Origin of the sequence: Streptomyces sp. NPDC005374 (assembly GCF_042872225.1) — a bacterium.
Taxonomy (GTDB): Bacteria; Actinomycetota; Actinomycetes; order Streptomycetales; family Streptomycetaceae; genus Streptomyces.
This window is the reverse complement of record NZ_JBIAKA010000022.1, coordinates 46,531-63,162: the sequence shown is the minus strand read 5'-3', so window position 1 is coordinate 63,162 and position 16,632 is coordinate 46,531. Positions and strand designations below refer to the sequence as shown.

Here is a 16,632-nt window from a genome sequence, read left to right as displayed (position 1 = left end):
GGTTCGGCCGCACCGTCCTTCGGTTGCGCGAGCGGTTATGCGGGTGGGCGGTCGGTCTGGGTGAAGCGGTCGAGCCATTGACTGGGGAGGGTGCGGAGGCGTTCGGTGTTCAGTCGGTAAATCCGTTCCCGTCCGCGGAGGGTGACTTCGACCAGGCCGGCTTCTTCGAGTTGGTGCAGGTGGCGGGTAGTGGTGGGCCATGAGCAGTCGAAGCGTTGGGCGATGGCGCCGGAAGTGAGTTCGCCGTCGTGCGCGTGCAGGACCGACAGGATGGCGCGGCGGGTGCGGTGGGCCAGTGCGCCGAACACGGCGTCCAGCTCTTCCAGTTCGGCGACCCCGCGGGGTCTGGGCGTGCTCACGCGCCCAGATCGATGCGGTGGAAGAGCGGGAAGCTCATACCGGGCACGTTGTGGGTTACTGAGCGTTCTTCGACGAGTGCCTTCATCGGTTCCCAGATTTCGATCAGGTCTGGGTGTTCGTGTGCGGGGCGCATGCCCTCGGCCTCCCAGGTGAAGATCTCGACGTAGGTCAGGGGTCCTTCTGCGTTGCGCAGCACGATCGGCGGTTCGTCGGTGACCAGGCCGAGTGTGTGGAGGGTGGGCCAGTGTCGTTTGAGTAGCTGGACGAATTCGTCCTCGACGTCTGTACGGACTTGGTAGGTCCAGATGCAGGTCTGGCGGGTCGCGTTATTGTTAGTCATACGGCTAAGTGTTAGCTGGTTGGCTAATTGAGGTCAAGTGGCGTGGCGGGGTTGGCCTTTGGCCGTGCGGTCGTAGAGGGCCGTGGCCGGATCGCTGTCCTTCCACCGCCACCGGATACCGATGCCGACCAGCGCAGACACCGTGCTGGTCCTGCAGTTCGACGGCAAGGGCATCGCCATGCGCCCCGAAGCCCTGCGGCCGGCGACGCCGGGTGCGCGGCCGACGCCGACAGGTTTCTCCTTGGCCATCGACGGAGCCCGACCGTCGGTTGGGCCCCGGGCCATACCCGGGCCGCCCCCAGACAGAGCCGGGGATGCAACTGCTCTACAGAGCTGGACACCTCGGAAGCCGGCCGCGCGTCTGAGACCCTGGCCACGCCCACTGACAACGCGCCCCACCAGCACGACCACCGACGCCCGATGCCCGCACCACAAGCGCCCCCGGATCGAGCGGGGAACAGCGGGGAATCGCGGTGAACAGCCGCTTCCAACGAGATCTTGGCCCGGCCGTTCGCGCTGGTCAGTGCCCCAAGCAGCCGTAGATGCCCGTAGCTTCCCAAGCTGAGGTACCAGTACGCTGCCACCGGGAGGCACCAGCACGGACGAGGAGCGTCGTGGAGCTATCGCCACCGATGTTGAACCGTCTCGCGAACAGCAGCCTCGGAGCCGTCCCGGCGGCCGCCGCTGTGGCCTACGCAGCACAAGCCAGTACCGGCTTCTCGCGGCTCACGGCCTGTTTCGCCGGCATGGGGTTCGTGATCCTCGCCGTGAGGGGATACCGGCTCGGCGTGACGTGTGAGCGCGAAACACTCTCAATCCGTGGCTACCTGCGCACACGCGTGATTGCGCGAGAGCGCATCTCTGAGATCACGGACTTCCCCGCCGTCAGATGGACGGCTCGCAAGGGGAGGAAGCGATGGACCCCTATCACTGCGTTCATGACGAGCCCGAGCGAAGCCTCGGCAACCCGCCTTCACAAGACCCATGTCACCAGGAGGTTGCGGCGGTGGGCGGGACCCCAGTGACGGCCGACGTTCGACTGACCGCCCGAAGTGAGAATGAGCCCCGGTGAGAATCGTCCCCGCCCGACCGGGCGATCTGCCCCAGCTGCTGGCCTTCCGGACGGAGGCCGCGGGCTGGCTTTCCCGCCTCGGAACCGACCAGTGGCAGTTTCCCTACCCGGCGGCGAAGCTGCTGGAGACCGTCGAGGACGGCACCGTCTTCATGGTCCTGGACGGTTCGGCGACGGCGGCGACCGTCACCGTGACCCCGGAGGCGCAAGCCGGTCTCTGGACGGAGCAGGAACTCTCCGAGCCCTCCATGTTCATCAACAAGCTCTCCGTGGCGCGGACGCACGCCGGGCGGAACATCGGCGGGCGACTGCTGGACTGGGCCGGCGACCGCGCCTGTCGAGCCGGCGCGACATGGCTCCGGCTCGACGCGTGGACGACGAACGAGGACTTGCAGGCGTACTACCTCCGCCAGGGTTTCCAGCACGTCCGTACGGTCCTGGACGGCGGCGCGATCAACGGAGGCCCGAGGGTGTCGGGTTGGCTCGCACAGCGGCCGACACACCCGACCGACCACGGCTTCGCGGACGAGACCCCGGAGCCCGGACGCCTTGACGGCGGCTAGGACGAGCACCCCCCTGCCGCACCGTCTCCCTACGGCACCGGCTGTCCCTGCGGGGGCAGGTTCCCGCTGCCCCCAGCGGGAACGATGGGCCGGCGTGGTGTCATCTCCCCGGCCAGCCACTCCAGGTTCTCCCACACCCGGGGCTCACCGTGCCGGCGCCGCTGTTCCTCGATCCAGGGCCGGTAGTTGTTCCAGACGGAGATGACGATGCCGCCCCACGCCTCGTCGATGACCTCTCGGTCGAAGGCGTCCGTCTGGGCGCCGACAGCCAGGAAGTTGAACGCCGTGAGGTAGGCCGTGATCAGTTTCGTCGCTCGTTCGTCGTCGGCCAGCGACAGGCTGACCAGGGCCGCGATGGCCTCGTGATCCCGCTCGTGCGGTATCCCCTCGTCGAACAGCGCCTTGCGTCGTTCCATGTTGGCCGTGAGGTATTCCATGGTCGCCTGCTTGCGGCGTCTGTCGTGGTCCTGACCCGTGCTGCGCGACAGCATGAGCAACTGCCAAGCCAGTGCGGCGAAAGCGACGACACTGACGACCAGTGAACCGAACGAAACAACCAAGGACCACTGCTCATACGACGTCACGGGCGGAAACCTTACGGAAGGCCCGCTGCTGACGGGGTCCTTTTCGACATCAAGGCTCCCGTACGCAGACGTACGGCCGCACACCCCGCTCCGAGCCCGCGCGTATCCGCAGCGAAAGGCCGTCTGCTGAGGCGGCCGGTCCATGCCGAGGTACGCCATCCACTCGTCCGGGCACAGGCGCACCGCCGGGATCTCACGCGGCGGGAAGCCCGCCCGGCAGGAACAGCCGAGGTGGCGCCGGTCTCACGTCCACCGTCTGCCTCGTCGTCATGAGAAGAAGCCGGCCCAGTACTCGTCAGGACCGCACGCGAAATCGCCGGGGCGATCCGACCAGCGATCGAAGCCGACGGGCGGCTCGTCGGCAACCGGGTTCGCCGCGTTGACCGCTCGACCGCGCCTGCGGATGGTTCAGCCGGAACCTCCCGCGGTTTCGGAGCAGCCGCAGTCACATCACCGGCGGTGTCAGCCTCCCCGCCCGCATGCCGCGCGTCCGCTCAGTGCTCCGGAATCCGTTCCACGGGCGGGGGCGTGCGGCTGTAATGGGCTCCCCTGGTGCCGTAGTGGGCGAGGTGCAGGGTCTCCCCGTCGAGTTGGAACTCCGCCGGGGGCGGGTTGGGGACGGAGATCCACGGGTGGGACCGGCCGTCGATGCGGAGGGGCTCCCGGGGCTGGTTCCAGCCGTCCGCGCGGTTCTGGGCGTCTTCGCGGGACCACGGGTTCTGCAGGGTCCGAGGGGCGGCCGGATCGTGCAGATGGCCGTTGAGGCTGCGCACGAGACCCTCGCTGTAGACGCCCTTGACCCGGAAGTTCTCCAGGTCCTCAGCGCGCACGACCATGTTGACGTACCGGCGGGCGTTGCCCCGGTGCCGGCCGACCGCGGGCCAGCGGCAGTGGCCGGGGTCCCACCGGACGCGGGGGAGCCACAGCAAGGTGCCCGCGGAGAAGTGCCGGGTGCCGTGCTGGATGTCGAGGCGTCCCTCGCCGTGCGCGGTTTCCCGCGTGACGTTGGCCACCAGGCACCAGCCCAGCAGCCCGTCCGGTGTCTCGTCGTCGGTGGGGTCTTCGTCTGTCACGCCCAGAATTCTGCGCCGGTGACCGGACGCGGGAAAAGCTCATTTCGGTGTGAGCCGAGCCGACCGGAGCGAACCGCGTCGGCCTCCCCGGTCGTCTGCAGCTCGCCCTCAGCTCGCCCTCAGCTCGCCCTCAGCTCGTCCTCCGGTCGTCCTCAGATCGCCTTCAGGCCGTCGGACGCAGGCTCTCGTACCCCACGAACTCGAAGACACGCGTGCCCGGTCGGAGCGGAACCGGGTCCCCGTCGAAGCGGTGCATGCCGACCGACTGGACCTGTACGCCGTCCGGGTCCGCGGCCGTGAGCCACTCGCGGGTGAAGCCCCGCTGCTCGAACCACTCGCAGATCTGCGGGACCCGGTCGGGGGACTTGCGGTGCCGGGTCCAGATGACCCGGCCGCCGGAGCGGCACAACTGCCTGCACGCCTCGACCGTGCGCTCGATGTCCGCGTCCGAGATGTTGCCGAACACCCCGCAGAGCAGGACGAGATCGGCCGGAACCAGGTCGGCGCAGTGGTCGAGAAGGGCGGCGTCAGCCGTGCGTACCTCGACGCCGTCGAGACCGGCCGCGCGGGCGGAGTCGGTCGCCACGGCCACGTTCGCCGGGTCCAGCTCCACCAGCCGGGCGCGGACGTCCCGGCGGCGTGGGTGCGTGGGCAGCACGCCCAGCAGGTCGCGGCCCTGGCCGGCGCACAGGCTCACCACGCGCACCGGGCCGGGCGGGGCTTCGTCCAGAGCCAGGCGGATACGGTCCTGGACCCACAGCAGACGACGAGCCAGCGGTGACTCGGGGGTGTCGTAACGGTCGTGCCACTTCTGCCAGTCCATGCGCGGGACCCTACGAGAGGCCCAGGAGCCGCTCCAACCGATATTCGCGGGGCCGGGTCGGGCCATCGGGTCAGACCGAGAACGGCACCGCGTGGATCTCGTCCGCCTTGTGTCCCGCCCGTTCGTGGATGCGCTGGACGGCCTCGGCCGAGGGGGCCTCGGAGAGGCAGTAGACGGTTCCCGACTCGGGGTCCGCCCACGCGTGCTCGAAGTGCACGCCCTCTTCGCCCTCGATGGCGAGGTCCGCCTGGTGGGCCTGGTTCAGCTGGTCCGCCGTGATGCCCTGCATCCCGTGGTGTACGTCCATGAAGCGCGACATGACCGCACCTCCTGTCCTTCCGACTCCCTCCATGCTGCGCCTCCCGCACGGCCGGGGCGACCGTTGCAGCCACGCGGACCCCATGACGAAGGGCCCCGGTACCCACACCGGAGCCCTTCACCGCCGTACGAAAACGTCGTACTCCAGTCAGCCGTACGACACTCAACCGCACTGACACGGATTGCCCGACTGGCACCCGCACCCGCAGCCCGAGCCGCAGCCGCACGCGCCGATGACCGTCAGGGTCCTGATCGCGGCGGGCTGCTCTGTCGGGCGTTGCTGCGTGGGGTCGGGCTGGGGAGCGCTGGGGGATTCGGCCATGGGTCTGGGTCCCTCCTCGAGGCGAGGGCCTGACGTCCCGACGGTCGGATCAGGCCCTGTACCCATTGGATGCCCACTCCCCTGGGCGCATCAACGGCGCACAGAGGCTTGTGCAGGCCCGGACGGGATCCCTCAACACCCGACGCCTGGCCGAGGGCTCAGGCGCCCTCGACCCCCGTCGGCGGCTGGATGTCCGCCTGGAGGTCGTCGGCGTGCTCACCCGTGACCAGGTACACCACCCGCTTGGCCACCGACACCGCGTGGTCGGCGAACCGCTCGTAGTAGCGGCCGAGCAGCGTCACGTCGACCGCCGTCTCGATGCCGTGCTTCCACTTGTCGTCCAGCAGGTGCTGGAAGAGCGTGCGGTGCAGCAGGTCCATCTCGTCGTCGTCCGACTCCAGCTGGAGCGCGAGGTCGACGTCCTTGGTGATGATGACCTCCGCCGCCTTCGCCATCAGGCGCTGGGCGAGCTGGCCCATCTCCAGGATGGTCGCGTGCAGGTCGTGCGGGATCGCGCGCTCCGGGAAGCGGAGCCGGGCGAGCTTCGCCACATGCTGGGCGAGGTCGCCGGACCGCTCCAGGTCGGCCGACATGCGCAGGGACGTGACGACGATACGGAGGTCCGTCGCCACCGGCTGCTGGCGGGCCAGAAGCGCTATCGCCTTGGCCTCCAGGTCGTGCTGGAGGTCGTCCACCTTCTGGTCGGCCTCGATCACGCTCTCGGCCAGCTTCAGGTCGGAGTCGAGTATCGAGGTCGTGGCGCGTCCGATCGCCGAGCCGACCAGCCGGGCCATCTCCACCAGACCGTCGCCGATCGAATCAAGTTCCTCGTGGTACGCGTCCCGCATTGTCGGTTCCCTCTCGTACGTCATTCCTGTGGGTTCCAGGGGCCATAACCGGCCGTGAAACCGGTGCTGCGTACCCCACGCTCCCACGTTCGGGCCTGTACGCGTCCGTTTCCGCCCTCCCAAATGAACCACTACTGGCTCCAAGGTGAACTCTGGGCGACGAGTGTTCGAGCTCGCACTCGTACCGCTGTGGCCAGGACCGATCCCATGCCTAACCTGGAGGCATGGACGTGAACGCGGCAGTCGCCGCAGCAGCAGCGATCGCCGGTGTGCTCACCGGTGTCATCGCCATGCTGGCGTTCCGCTGGAGCGAGCGGGAGCAGAAACGCCCCACCCGAACCTCCCTGCACACGGACCCCGTGCTTCCGCCGGGCGTGGACACCGTCCTGTCCGTGCTCCGCTCCTCGGCCGTCGTCCTCGACGAGGCCGACGCCGTCGTCAAGGCGAGCTCCGCCGCGTACGCCCTCGGGCTGGTCCGCGGCGGCAAGCTCTCCGTGGAGCCCATGCTCCAGATGGCCCGGGACACCAGGCGGGACGGCGAGATACGCCAGGTGGAGCTGGACCTTCCGAGGCGCGGAACCGGTCGCGGGGAGGCCCTCGCGGTCTCCGCGCGCGTGGCGCCTCTCGGCTCCCGGCTGGTGCTGCTCCTGGTGGAGGACCTCACCGAGGCCCGGCGGATCGAAGCGGTACGGCGTGACTTCGTCGCGAACGTCAGCCATGAGCTCAAGACCCCCGTCGGCGCGCTCTCCCTCCTCTCCGAGGCCGTCATGGACGCCTCGGAGGACCCGGAGGCCGTGGAGCGCTTCGCCGGCCGTATGCAGATCGAGGCCACCCGGCTCACCAGTCTGGTCCAGGAACTCATCGACCTCTCCCGGGTGCAGAACGACGACCCGCTGGAGGACGCCGAGCCGGTCCGGGTCGACGAGCTGGTCGCCGAGGCCATCGACCGCTGCCGGCACCAGGCGGGCACCAAGCAGATCACCATGGCCGCCGCCGGAGCGGCCGAGCTGCGGGTCTGGGGCAACCGCGGCCAGCTCGCCGCCGCTCTCGGCAACCTCGTCGAGAACGCCGTCAACTACTCGCCCGCCCGCACCCGCGTCGGTATAGCCGCCCGCCGGGTGACCGCGCCGGGCGGCGACCGTGTCGAGGTCGCCGTCACCGACCAGGGCATCGGCATCTCCGACAAGGACAAGGAGCGCATCTTCGAGCGCTTCTACCGCGTGGACCCGGCCCGCTCCCGCCAGACCGGCGGCACGGGCCTCGGTCTCGCGATCGTCAAGCACGTGGCCGCCTCGCACGGCGGGGAGGTCACGGTGTGGAGCTCGGAGGGACAGGGCTCCACGTTCACCCTCAGACTGCCGGAGGCGGGCGCGGCCCGCGACCGCGCGCTCCAGCACCCCGACCTCGACGACGAGGACGGGCATTCCACCCACGAGTCGGCTTCTTACGACCCGCTTCCCGCCCCGGAGGTCCTTCCGTGACCCGAGTGCTCGTCGTCGAGGACGAGGAGTCCTTCTCCGACGCCCTTTCCTACATGCTCCGCAAAGAGGGCTTCGAGGTCGCCATCGCGGCCACCGGCCCCGACGGACTCGACGAGTTCGAGCGCAACGGCGCCGACCTCGTCCTCCTCGACCTGATGCTGCCGGGCCTGCCCGGCACGGAGGTCTGCCGTCAGCTGCGCGGCCGCTCCAACGTCCCCGTCATCATGGTGACCGCCAAGGACAGCGAGATCGACAAGGTCGTAGGGCTCGAAATAGGAGCCGACGACTACGTCACCAAGCCGTTCTCCTCCCGCGAGCTGGTCGCCCGCATCCGCGCGGTCCTGCGCCGTCGCGGTGAGCCCGAGGAGGTCACGCCGGCCGCCCTGGAGGCGGGCCCGGTCCGCATGGACGTCGACCGCCACGTCGTGACGGTCTCCGGCTCCAAGGTCGACCTCCCCCTCAAGGAGTTCGACCTCCTGGAGATGCTGCTGCGCAACGCCGGCCGCGTCCTGACGCGCATGCAGCTCATCGACCGGGTCTGGGGTGCCGACTACGTCGGCGACACCAAGACCCTCGACGTCCACGTCAAGCGCCTGCGCGCCAAGATCGAGCCCGACCCGGGCGCGCCCCGGTACCTGGTGACGGTGCGGGGTCTCGGCTACAAGTTCGAGCCGTAGGCCGACACCGACCGGAGCCGGCGGACGGAGTCCGGCGCAGCACTTCGAAGCCTGCGAAGCAGCGCGAGGGGTGCGTCAGGAGGAGGTGCTCGAGCCGGACCCGGGTGCGCCCCGGTACCTGGTGACGGTGCGGGGTCTCGGCTACAAGTTCGAGCCGTAAATCCGAGCCGCAAAGAGAAACGTCTCCCGTACGCCGAAGGGCGGAACCTCCTCGGAGGTTCCGCCCTTCGGCGTACGACGCTCGCGTACGGCTGCTCAGTGGGTCGCGGCCGACTCGGTCGCCGTCGCGCTCGCGGAGCCCGCCGTGTCGGCCGGCGTGCCCGAGCCGGTCGGGGTCGCGGAGTCGGCCGGCGTGGGTGAGGTCACCGGCGGCGACGGGATCGCCGTAGGGCCCCACTTGGTGAAGTAGCTGTCGGCCGGGACCACGAACGCGCGCAGGCTCACGTCACCGGTCGTGCTGAAGGTGAAGGTGACCTTCTGGGCGTTGCCGTCCTTGACGCTCTCCCCGATCTCGGCCACCGAGGCGGAGGCGTTGCCCTTGCCGCCGATGACGACGGAGCCGTGGGCCGGGACGGTCACCTTGCCCTTGCCCTTGGCGGGCTTGAGCTCGGCGCTGCCGCCGCCCTCGACGCTCACGGCGTCCAGCGTCTGGGCGGTGCCGGTGCCGTTGAAGACGGTGGCGGAGACCACGGCGGGGCCCTTGGTCACGCCTGCGGCCTCGGTGGTGGGCTGGGTGATGACCACGACGTTCTGGAGCCTGATGCCGCCGACGCTGGTCTCCGCGTTGTCCGGCTTGACCTCCAGCGTCTGGGCGTTGCTTCCGGCTGCGCACGCGGAGAGCGCGGCGACCGAGAACGCGATGGCGGCGGCGGCGAGGACGCCGCGTCGAAGGCTGCTGCTCACGGCGGCGGCAACTCCTTGACTTGAGCGAGGCGGCCGTAAAGCCGCGCTAAGTGTCTGTCAGCGGCTTCAGGTTACCGAGCCGTTCCCGCCGTGCCGCACCCGACCCTCCCCAAGAGGCGTGTCACCCGGGTCACTCGGGTTCACAAGTGACTCATGAGTCACTTCGGTGCCGCACTCCGGCGCTCGTCCGGCATTCACATAAGAGCTTTCGGCATCCAGTAGCAAAACTTCCGTGAAGGAATGCGTGATCGCCTCCGGAATTGATCACCGGCTGATCCGTCCGGCCCGGGTGATCAATTCCTGAATCGACGCGGAACCGACTCCGGACTCCGAACGGAGTAGCGGAAGTCGCACACTTGGAACCGGACATTTGTGGACGTTAGCCCGCCTGGAGGGGCTTCCGGATGTGTGTAACGTACGCGTTTCACCTCCCCTGGAGAGCCGCTCCGACCTGCGAATACCTTCTTCCGCTCAGCTTCCGCAGCACGTTCCTGTTGCTGTTGTCAAGCCCCGAGATATGCCCTGACCTGCGAAAACGCCATTCAGGAACCGCGGTTTCCGTGTTACCCTGGATAGCCACGGAAGGGGTACCTGTCACATGACGTTCAAGGTTGGCGACACCGTGGTCTATCCCCATCACGGGGCCGCGCTGATCGAGGCTATCGAAACTCGCCAGATCAAAGGCGTGGACAAGACCTACTTGGTGCTGAAGGTCGCCCAGGGCGATCTGACGGTACGTGTGCCAGCGGACAATGCGGAGTTCGTCGGCGTGCGTGATGTGGTCGGTCAGGAAGGGCTGGACCGGGTCTTCGAGGTGCTGCGCGCGCCGTACGCCGAGGAGCCCACGAACTGGTCCCGTCGTTACAAGGCAAACCTGGAGAAGCTCGCCTCCGGCGATGTCATCAAGGTCGCGGAAGTCGTGCGTGACCTGTGGCGTCGTGAGCGTGAGCGTGGACTCTCCGCAGGTGAGAAGCGCATGCTCGCCAAGGCGCGGCAGATCCTGGTGAGCGAACTCGCCCTCGCGGAGAACACGAACGAGGACAAGGCCGAGGCGCTTCTCGACGAGGTTCTCGCGTCCTGAGCGTTCCTGTGCAGGCACCTCGCCCGCCCAGCTCAGCACACACTGAATCCCAATTGCCGCACTGAAATGCCGCGGTGCCCGATGACGCAACAGCTGTCGCCGGGCGCTGCGGCATGTTCGTTTCCGGATGTCGACACCTGTGACGTCACCGGTTGCCGTGCGCGTGTTCCTCTCGGGGAAAGCTCCCCCGATACTTGGCGTGCCGGGCCCGGACGGCAGGCTCGACCGGTGTCACGGAAGGGTCCGGTCAAGGCGTCGCGCCCGGCACGCTGTCTCCGTACCCACGTTGGCCGAGCACACAAACCTGACAGGAACCGATGTCTGACGTTTCGCGCCCCGAGCCCGCCGCAGCACGTGCGGAAGCCCGCACCGCGGTGGTGATTCCGGCCGCCGGAAGGGGCGTACGCCTCGGTCCGGGCGCCCCCAAAGCGCTCCGCGCGCTGAACGGCACCCCCATGCTGATCCACGCGGTCCGCGCGATGGCCGCGTCCCGTGCCGTCTCCCTGGTCGTCGTGGTGGCCCCGCCCGACGGCGCCGGCGAGGTCAAGTCGCTCCTCGACGCACACGCCCTGCCCGAGCGGACGGACTTCCTCGTCGTCCCGGGCGGCGACTCCCGCCAGGAATCGGTGAAACTCGGCCTGGACGCCCTGCCGTCCGGCCACGACATCGTGCTGGTCCACGACGCGGCCCGCCCGCTCGTCCCGGTGGACACCGTCGACGCGGTCATCGAGGCCGTACGGGAGGGCGCGCCCGCCGTCGTCCCGGCGCTGCCCCTCGCGGACACCGTGAAGGAGGTCGAACCGGCGACCGCCCCCGGCGAGCCCGAACCGGTCGTGGCGACCCCGGTCCGCGCCCGCCTCCGTGCCGTACAGACCCCGCAGGGCTTCGACCGGGCCACGCTGGTCCGCGCCCACGAGACGGTCACCGAGGACGTCACCGACGACGCGAGCATGGTCGAGCAACTGGGCCTGACGGTCGTGGTCGTGCCCGGCCACGAGGAGGCCTTCAAGGTGACCCGCCCACTGGACCTGGTCCTCGCGGAGGCGGTCCTGGCGCGCAGGAGGCTCAACGATGGCTTCTGAGCAGCCCGTGATCCTGCCCCAGGTCGGCATCGGCACCGACATCCACGCCTTCGAGGAAGGCCGCGAGCTGTGGTGCGCGGGCCTGAAATGGGAGGGCGAGGGCACCGGCCTGGCCGGCCACTCCGACGCGGACGTCGTCGCCCACGCCGCCTGCAACGCGCTGTTCTCGGCGGCCGGCCTCGGCGACCTGGGGCAGCACTTCGGCACCGGGCGCCCCGAGTGGTCGGGTGCATCCGGCGTCACCCTGTTGACGGAGGCGGCCCGGATCGTGCGCGAGGCGGGCTTCGCCATCGGCAACATCGCCGTACAGGTCGTAGGACCGCGCCCGAAGATCGGAAAGCGCAGGGAAGAGGCCCAGAAGATCCTCTCGGAGGCGGCCGGGGCACTGGTGTCGGTGTCGGGCGCGACAACGGACGGCCTCGGCTTCCCGGGTCGAGGTGAGGGCCTCATGGCAGTGGCAACGGCGTTGGTTGTGCGTACCGGGTGAGCGGACCCACCTTTCTTGGGGGCGCGGGGCTGTGTCGACTTGCGGCTCACCGCGTGGGCGCGACAAGCCCCCACCGGCCCGCACCCGACAATCCACACGCGGCTCCACACACACCCCGCCGCCCACTACCCTAGGCATCGTGACCATTCGCCTGTACGACACCAACGCCCGGCAGATCCGCGACTTCGCCCCGCTCACACAGGGCTGTGTCTCGATCTACCTCTGTGGTGCCACCGTGCAGGCCGCACCGCACATCGGCCACATCCGCTCCGGCCTGAACTTCGACATCATGCGCCGCTGGTTCGAACACCGCGGCTACGACGTCACGTTCATCCGCAACGTCACGGACATCGACGACAAGATCATCGCGAAGTCCCGCGACCAGGGCCGCCCCTGGTGGTCCATCGGCTACGACAACGAGCGCGCGTTCAACGACGGCTACGACGCCCTCGGCTGCCTCCCGCCCACATACGAACCGCGGGCCACCGGGCACGTCCCCGAGATGATCGAGATGATGCGCGGCCTCATCGAGCGGGGCCACGCCTACGAGTCCGAGGGCAACGTCTACTTCGACGTGAAGTCCTTCCCGGAGTACCTCCAGCTCTCCAACCAGGAACTGGAGAACCTCCTGCAGCCCTCCGCCGACGGCGAGACGGGCAAGCGGGACCCGCGGGACTTCGCCCTGTGGAAGGCGACCAAGCCCGGCGAGCCCGACTGGGAGACCCCGTGGGGCCGCGGCCGCCCCGGCTGGCACCTGGAGTGCTCCGCCATGGCCCACAAGTACCTCGGCACCGCCTTCGACATCCACGGCGGCGGCCTGGACCTGATCTTCCCGCACCACGAGAACGAGATCGCCCAGGCCAAGGCCTACGGCGACGAGTTCGCGAAGTACTGGGTGCACAACGCCTGGGTCACCATGAGCGGCGAGAAGATGTCCAAGTCGCTCGGCAACAGCGTCCTCGTCTCCGAGATGGTCAAGCAGTGGCGGCCGATCGTGCTCAGGTACTACCTGGGCACCCCCCACTACCGCTCGATGATCGAGTACAGCGAGGACGCCCTGCGCGAGGCCGAGTCCGCGTTCGCGCGCATCGAGGGCTTCGTCCAGCGGGTCGTGGAGAAGGCCGGCGACGTGGCGCCCGCGACGGAGGTGCCGCCCGCCTTCGCCGAGGCAATGGACGACGACCTCAGCGTCCCGCAGGCGCTCGCCATCGTGCACACCACCGTCCGGCAGGGCAACAGCGCCCTCGCGGCCGACGACAAGGAGGCCGCGGTGGCCCGCCTCGCCGAGGTGCGCGCCATGCTCGGCGTCCTCGGCCTGGACCCGCTCGACCCGCACTGGGCCGGCGAGACCGACCGAGGCGAGGACCTGCACGGCGTCGTCGACAGCCTCGTACGCCTGGTCCTCGACCAGCGCGAGGCGGCCCGCGCCCGCAAGGACTGGGCCACCGCGGACGCCATCCGCGACCAGCTCGGCCAGTCGGGACTGACCATCGAGGACAGCCCCCAGGGACCGCGCTGGACCCTCGGACCGCGCTAGCCCCGCCCCCGGTCACCGAAGATCGATTGTGCCGCCCGGCCTTCCGGGCGGCACACTGCATAGACGTACGAACATCTCACCGACGCAGCACCGACGTGGAACAGGTAGGTCATGGCAGCCAACAACCGCCGCATGTCCGGCAAGAAGGGCGCGCAGGTCGGCAGTGGCGGCCAGCGACGCAAGGGCCTGGAGGGCAAGGGCCCGACCCCGCCCGCCGAGGCGCGCAAGGGACACAAGAAGAACCGAATCGTCAACGCCAAGGCGAAGCAGGCGGTGCGCCGTCCCGCCCCGCGCGGCCGCGGCGGCAAGGGCACCTCGGAGATGGTCGTCGGCCGTAACCCCGTCGTCGAGGCGCTGCGTGAGGGCGTGCCCGCGGTGACGCTCTACGTCCAGCAGTTCATCGACAACGACGAGCGGGTCCGCGAGGCCCTCCAGCTCGTCGCCGACCGGGGCGGCGTCCACCTCATGGAGGCCCCCCGCCCCGAGCTCGACCGCATGACCAACGGGCTCAACCACCAGGGCATGGTCCTCCAGGTCCCGCCGTACGAGTACGCGCACGCCGAGGACCTCGCGAGCGCCGCCTACGACGAGGGGCAGGACCCCCTGATCGTCGCCCTCGACGGCGTGACCGACCCGCGCAACCTCGGTGCCGCCGTCCGTTCCGTCTCCGCCTTCGGCGGCCACGGCGTCCTCGTGCCCGAGCGGCGCGCGGCCGGCATGACCGCCGGCGCGTGGAAGTCGTCCGCCGGTACGGCCGCCCGCACCCCCGTCGCCCGCTGCACCAACCTGACGCGCGCCCTGGAGGCGTACAAGAAGGCCGGCATCGCGGTCGTCGGCCTCGCCGCCGACGGTGAGCACGAGGTGGGCGACCTGGAAGCCCTCGGCGGCCCCGTCGTCATCGTGGTCGGCAGCGAGGGCAAGGGCCTGTCCCGCCTGGTCGGCGAAACCTGCGACTACCGGGTGCGGATCCCCATGCCGGGCGGCGCGGAGTCCCTCAACGCCGGTGTGGCGGCGGGGATCGTGCTGTACGAGGCGGCTCGTCGGCGGGCCTGACGGTGCACCCCGTCGAGGTTGAACAGGTTTTCGGCGCGGGCCCCCACACGGGGTATTCGTGGCGTACGGGGCAACCTTGACGGGGTCCGGACAGATCCGGCGAGTCAAAGCAGTGTCCTAAACACACGTCACTCGGTTAGATGAGTGTGGACACCAGAACACCCCGCACACCCACGGGGGGCGGCTCGTCGGGATTCGATTCCGGGTTCGATGACGCTCCCGCGCTGAGCATGGTGAAGGTGCCGAGCGATCCGGCGCAGATCATCGTCAACCACGCCAGTTTCCGCGTGCAGTTGGGCGCGTCGACGCGGCGCACGGCCCAATCCCAGCGGATCGCACGGCACTTGAGCGCCGCCGAGGACACCGCGCGCATCGCGGCCGTCGGCGCCACGGCGGTCAGAACCGGCGCGGCCCCCGTCGCGGGGCGCCGCCGGCCCGTCGTGTGGAGCGGCAGGTCCGCCCCCGACGACACCGGCGCCCACCGCCTGCTCCAGGCCGTGCGGGGCGGCAGCGTCGGCCACGGTGAACGCCCCGCCGCCGACGCCGGAGCCACCCAGGTCATCCCCCGCATCGACGTCGAACGCGGCTACGAGGCCGACTACGACGGCGAGTTGGCCCAGACCATGGAGACCCCGGTCGTCGGCGCCCAGCGCACCCACGACGGTGCCGACGGCACCCGACTCCTCCCCGACATGCGGACCGTCGGCAGCGCGTACGACGAACACGCCTACCCGGGCCAGGAGTTCGACGACGGCTACGACGAGACCGGCACCGACCGCGCCTCGAAGCGGCAGGGCGACGAACCCGCGCGGCACGCGTACTTCCCGGGCCGCCGCATGAACCTCGGCGTCGTCCTCCTCCCGCTCCGCATCTTCCTCGGCTTCATCTCCATCTACGCCGGCATGGGCAAGCTCTGCGACCCCGTCTACTTCGACGGCGGCGAACGCGGCTCCATGGTCAAGTGGCTCAACACCCTGCACCCATGGGAAGTGGCCGAACCACTACGCCAGTTCGCCCTCCAGCACCCGGTCGGCGCCGGCCTCGTCATCGCCTTCCTCCAGGTCATCGTGGGCGTCCTCACGATCCTGGGCTGCTGGCAGCGCGTCGGCGCGATCGTCGGCGCCGGCCTCTCCGCCGCGCTCCTCGTCACCGTCAGCTGGAAGAGCGTCCCCGCCTACGACACCCCCGACATCATCTACCTCGCCGCCTGGTCCCCGCTGATCATCGCCGGCGCCCCCGTCTACTCCATCGACGGCCGCCTCGCCGGCAGCGCATGGCGCCGCCTCGGACCCCGCTCCGACATCTGGGAACTGCGCCGCTACGTCCTGCGCCGCGGCGCCCTCATCACCGCGATCGTCATCGGCCTGACCCTGCTGCTCGGCTCCGTGCTCGGCAGCGCCGTCCGCGACGCCGACCGCGTCATCGTCCCCGGCCCCGGCGAGGCCCCGCGCAACGAACTGCCCGGCTCCCCGCTCCCGCAGGACTCCGCCAAGGCCCGCAAGAAGAGCCCGCCGGCGTCCACCACGCCCAGCCAGGGCGCCACGAGCGGCCCGTCCGCCAAGACCTCCACCACCCCCGGCGCCACCCGCGACACCGGCGCCACCACCGGCGGCTCGCCCAGCCAGACCCAGGGCACCACCGGCCGGACCTCACCCCAGCAGTCCTCCCCGGCCCAGCAGGCCCCCAGCACCACCTCGGGCCCCACCGGCGGCACCAGCACCTCCGGCGGTTCAACAGGCGGCTCCGGCACGGGGGGCTCCTCCTCCGGCGAACCGGGCCTGGTCGGCGGCCTGTTGGGGTAGGCGGGCCGGTGGGCGACGTACTGGGCAACCCCACCGGCTGAGCGACACGAGCCCACGAAAAGGTCCCGCACCCATGGAGGTGCGGGACCTTTTCAACGAAACGAAGGGGGACCGAAGAGTTCACAGGGGCGCGGGCCTGCACTCGATGTGCGGCTACCGCCGCGTGGGCGCGACCAGCCACGACGGACCCGCACCCGCAAGACGCCCGTCAGCGCACTCGGAAGGC

General features: G+C 69.9%; 18 protein-coding genes. 9 read left to right on the top strand and 9 right to left on the bottom strand.

Annotated elements, in window-relative coordinates; genetic code table 11:
* Positions 1-35: 35 nt before the first annotated feature.
* From ACFYRX_RS40350 to ACFYRX_RS40340, 3 genes are read right to left on the bottom strand one after another with little or no spacing between them, the layout of a single operon-like run.
* Positions 36-359, bottom strand: a complete 324-nt coding sequence (locus tag ACFYRX_RS40350) for an ArsR/SmtB family transcription factor (protein WP_389111494.1) — start codon at positions 357-359, stop codon at positions 36-38.
* Positions 356-700: a hypothetical protein gene (locus ACFYRX_RS40345; RefSeq protein WP_389111492.1), complete on the bottom strand. Its 345-nt coding sequence runs from the start codon at positions 698-700 to the stop codon at positions 356-358. Before ACFYRX_RS40345 ends, ACFYRX_RS40350 begins: the two co-directional genes overlap by 4 nt.
* Positions 701-733: 33 nt before the next feature.
* A complete protein-coding gene (locus ACFYRX_RS40340) occupies positions 734-949 on the bottom strand; it encodes a hypothetical protein (RefSeq protein ID WP_389111750.1) in 216 nt (71 codons plus the stop codon).
* An 819-nt stretch (positions 950-1,768) separates the two neighbouring features.
* Here ACFYRX_RS40340 and ACFYRX_RS40335 point away from each other — a divergent pair.
* Positions 1,769-2,335, top strand: coding sequence for a GNAT family N-acetyltransferase (locus ACFYRX_RS40335; protein WP_389111489.1), 567 nt, complete (start codon positions 1,769-1,771; stop codon positions 2,333-2,335).
* A gap of 29 nt (positions 2,336-2,364) precedes the next feature.
* Here ACFYRX_RS40335 and ACFYRX_RS40330 read toward each other — a convergent pair whose 3' ends face one another.
* The 5 genes from ACFYRX_RS40330 to phoU form a co-directional block, all read right to left on the bottom strand.
* The gene (locus ACFYRX_RS40330) at positions 2,365-2,919 is read right to left on the bottom strand and encodes a DUF4760 domain-containing protein (protein WP_389111486.1); all 555 of its coding nucleotides are present in this window, start codon (positions 2,917-2,919) and stop codon (positions 2,365-2,367) included.
* 494 nt (positions 2,920-3,413) lie between these two features.
* Entirely contained in the window at positions 3,414-3,992 is a 579-nt protein-coding gene (locus ACFYRX_RS40325) for a hypothetical protein (RefSeq protein WP_389111483.1), read from the bottom strand.
* 163 nt (positions 3,993-4,155) lie between these two features.
* A complete protein-coding gene (locus tag ACFYRX_RS40320; RefSeq protein ID WP_389111480.1) occupies positions 4,156-4,815 on the bottom strand; it encodes a class I SAM-dependent methyltransferase family protein in 660 nt (219 codons plus the stop codon).
* 70 nt (positions 4,816-4,885) lie between these two features.
* Positions 4,886-5,134, bottom strand: a complete 249-nt coding sequence (locus tag ACFYRX_RS40315) for an SCO4226 family nickel-binding protein (RefSeq protein ID WP_389111478.1) — start codon at positions 5,132-5,134, stop codon at positions 4,886-4,888.
* 479 nt (positions 5,135-5,613) lie between these two features.
* Positions 5,614-6,303 (bottom strand): phosphate signaling complex protein PhoU, encoded by a 690-nt coding sequence (gene phoU, locus ACFYRX_RS40310; RefSeq protein WP_389111475.1) that lies wholly within the window; start codon positions 6,301-6,303, stop codon positions 5,614-5,616.
* A 224-nt stretch (positions 6,304-6,527) separates the two neighbouring features.
* Here phoU and ACFYRX_RS40305 point away from each other — a divergent pair, with 224 nt between their 5' ends.
* Both ACFYRX_RS40305 and ACFYRX_RS40300 read left to right on the top strand, forming a co-directional pair.
* Complete coding sequence (locus ACFYRX_RS40305) at positions 6,528-7,784, top strand: sensor histidine kinase (RefSeq protein WP_389111472.1); 1,257 nt, start codon at positions 6,528-6,530, stop codon at positions 7,782-7,784.
* A complete protein-coding gene (locus tag ACFYRX_RS40300) occupies positions 7,781-8,461 on the top strand; it encodes a response regulator transcription factor (protein WP_007382946.1) in 681 nt (226 codons plus the stop codon). The genes ACFYRX_RS40305 and ACFYRX_RS40300 overlap by 4 nt, the downstream gene beginning before the upstream one ends.
* A 255-nt stretch (positions 8,462-8,716) precedes the next feature.
* On the opposite strand, the gene ACFYRX_RS40295 is transcribed toward ACFYRX_RS40300, so the two are convergent.
* Complete coding sequence (locus tag ACFYRX_RS40295) at positions 8,717-9,364, bottom strand: DUF461 domain-containing protein (protein WP_389111468.1); 648 nt, start codon at positions 9,362-9,364, stop codon at positions 8,717-8,719.
* A 598-nt stretch (positions 9,365-9,962) separates the two neighbouring features.
* Here ACFYRX_RS40295 and ACFYRX_RS40290 point away from each other — a divergent pair.
* From ACFYRX_RS40290 to ACFYRX_RS40265, 6 genes are all read left to right on the top strand, one after another.
* The gene (locus ACFYRX_RS40290; protein WP_006380568.1) at positions 9,963-10,445 is read left to right on the top strand and encodes a CarD family transcriptional regulator; all 483 of its coding nucleotides are present in this window, start codon (positions 9,963-9,965) and stop codon (positions 10,443-10,445) included.
* Positions 10,446-10,762: 317 nt separating this feature from the next.
* Entirely contained in the window at positions 10,763-11,527 is a 765-nt protein-coding gene (gene ispD / locus ACFYRX_RS40285; RefSeq protein WP_389111465.1) for a 2-C-methyl-D-erythritol 4-phosphate cytidylyltransferase, read from the top strand.
* Positions 11,517-12,014, top strand: a complete 498-nt coding sequence (gene ispF, locus ACFYRX_RS40280; RefSeq protein ID WP_389111462.1) for a 2-C-methyl-D-erythritol 2,4-cyclodiphosphate synthase — start codon at positions 11,517-11,519, stop codon at positions 12,012-12,014. Before ispD ends, ispF begins: the two co-directional genes overlap by 11 nt.
* Before the next feature lie 139 nt (positions 12,015-12,153).
* On the top strand, positions 12,154-13,551 hold the full coding sequence (cysS, locus tag ACFYRX_RS40275) for a cysteine--tRNA ligase (protein ID WP_389111459.1): 1,398 nt from the start codon (positions 12,154-12,156) through the stop codon (positions 13,549-13,551).
* A 111-nt stretch (positions 13,552-13,662) separates the two neighbouring features.
* Complete coding sequence (rlmB, locus tag ACFYRX_RS40270; RefSeq protein WP_389111456.1) at positions 13,663-14,604, top strand: 23S rRNA (guanosine(2251)-2'-O)-methyltransferase RlmB; 942 nt, start codon at positions 13,663-13,665, stop codon at positions 14,602-14,604.
* Between the two features lie 140 nt (positions 14,605-14,744).
* Positions 14,745-16,406, top strand: coding sequence for a DoxX family membrane protein (locus ACFYRX_RS40265; RefSeq protein ID WP_389111454.1), 1,662 nt, complete (start codon positions 14,745-14,747; stop codon positions 16,404-16,406).
* Positions 16,407-16,632: the final 226 nt, after the last annotated feature.

Bases quoted from the DNA above. Each gene is read 5' to 3' on its own strand.
- ACFYRX_RS40305 (WP_389111472.1), top strand. From the start codon at position 6,528: ATGGACGTGAACGCGGCAGTCGCCGCAGCAGCAGCGATCGCCGGTGTG.
- ACFYRX_RS40315 (WP_389111478.1), bottom strand. From the start codon at position 5,134: ATGTCGCGCTTCATGGACGTACACCACGGGATGCAGGGCATCACGGCG.
- rlmB (WP_389111456.1), top strand. From the start codon at position 13,663: ATGGCAGCCAACAACCGCCGCATGTCCGGCAAGAAGGGCGCGCAGGTC.
- phoU (WP_389111475.1), bottom strand. From the start codon at position 6,303: ATGCGGGACGCGTACCACGAGGAACTTGATTCGATCGGCGACGGTCTG.
- ACFYRX_RS40265 (WP_389111454.1), top strand. From the start codon at position 14,745: ATGAGTGTGGACACCAGAACACCCCGCACACCCACGGGGGGCGGCTCG.
- ispD (WP_389111465.1), top strand. From the start codon at position 10,763: ATGTCTGACGTTTCGCGCCCCGAGCCCGCCGCAGCACGTGCGGAAGCC.
- ACFYRX_RS40290 (WP_006380568.1), top strand. From the start codon at position 9,963: ATGACGTTCAAGGTTGGCGACACCGTGGTCTATCCCCATCACGGGGCC.
- ACFYRX_RS40340 (WP_389111750.1), bottom strand. From the start codon at position 949: ATGGCCAAGGAGAAACCTGTCGGCGTCGGCCGCGCACCCGGCGTCGCC.
- ACFYRX_RS40345 (WP_389111492.1), bottom strand. From the start codon at position 700: ATGACTAACAATAACGCGACCCGCCAGACCTGCATCTGGACCTACCAA.
- ispF (WP_389111462.1), top strand. From the start codon at position 11,517: ATGGCTTCTGAGCAGCCCGTGATCCTGCCCCAGGTCGGCATCGGCACC.
- ACFYRX_RS40320 (WP_389111480.1), bottom strand. From the start codon at position 4,815: ATGGACTGGCAGAAGTGGCACGACCGTTACGACACCCCCGAGTCACCG.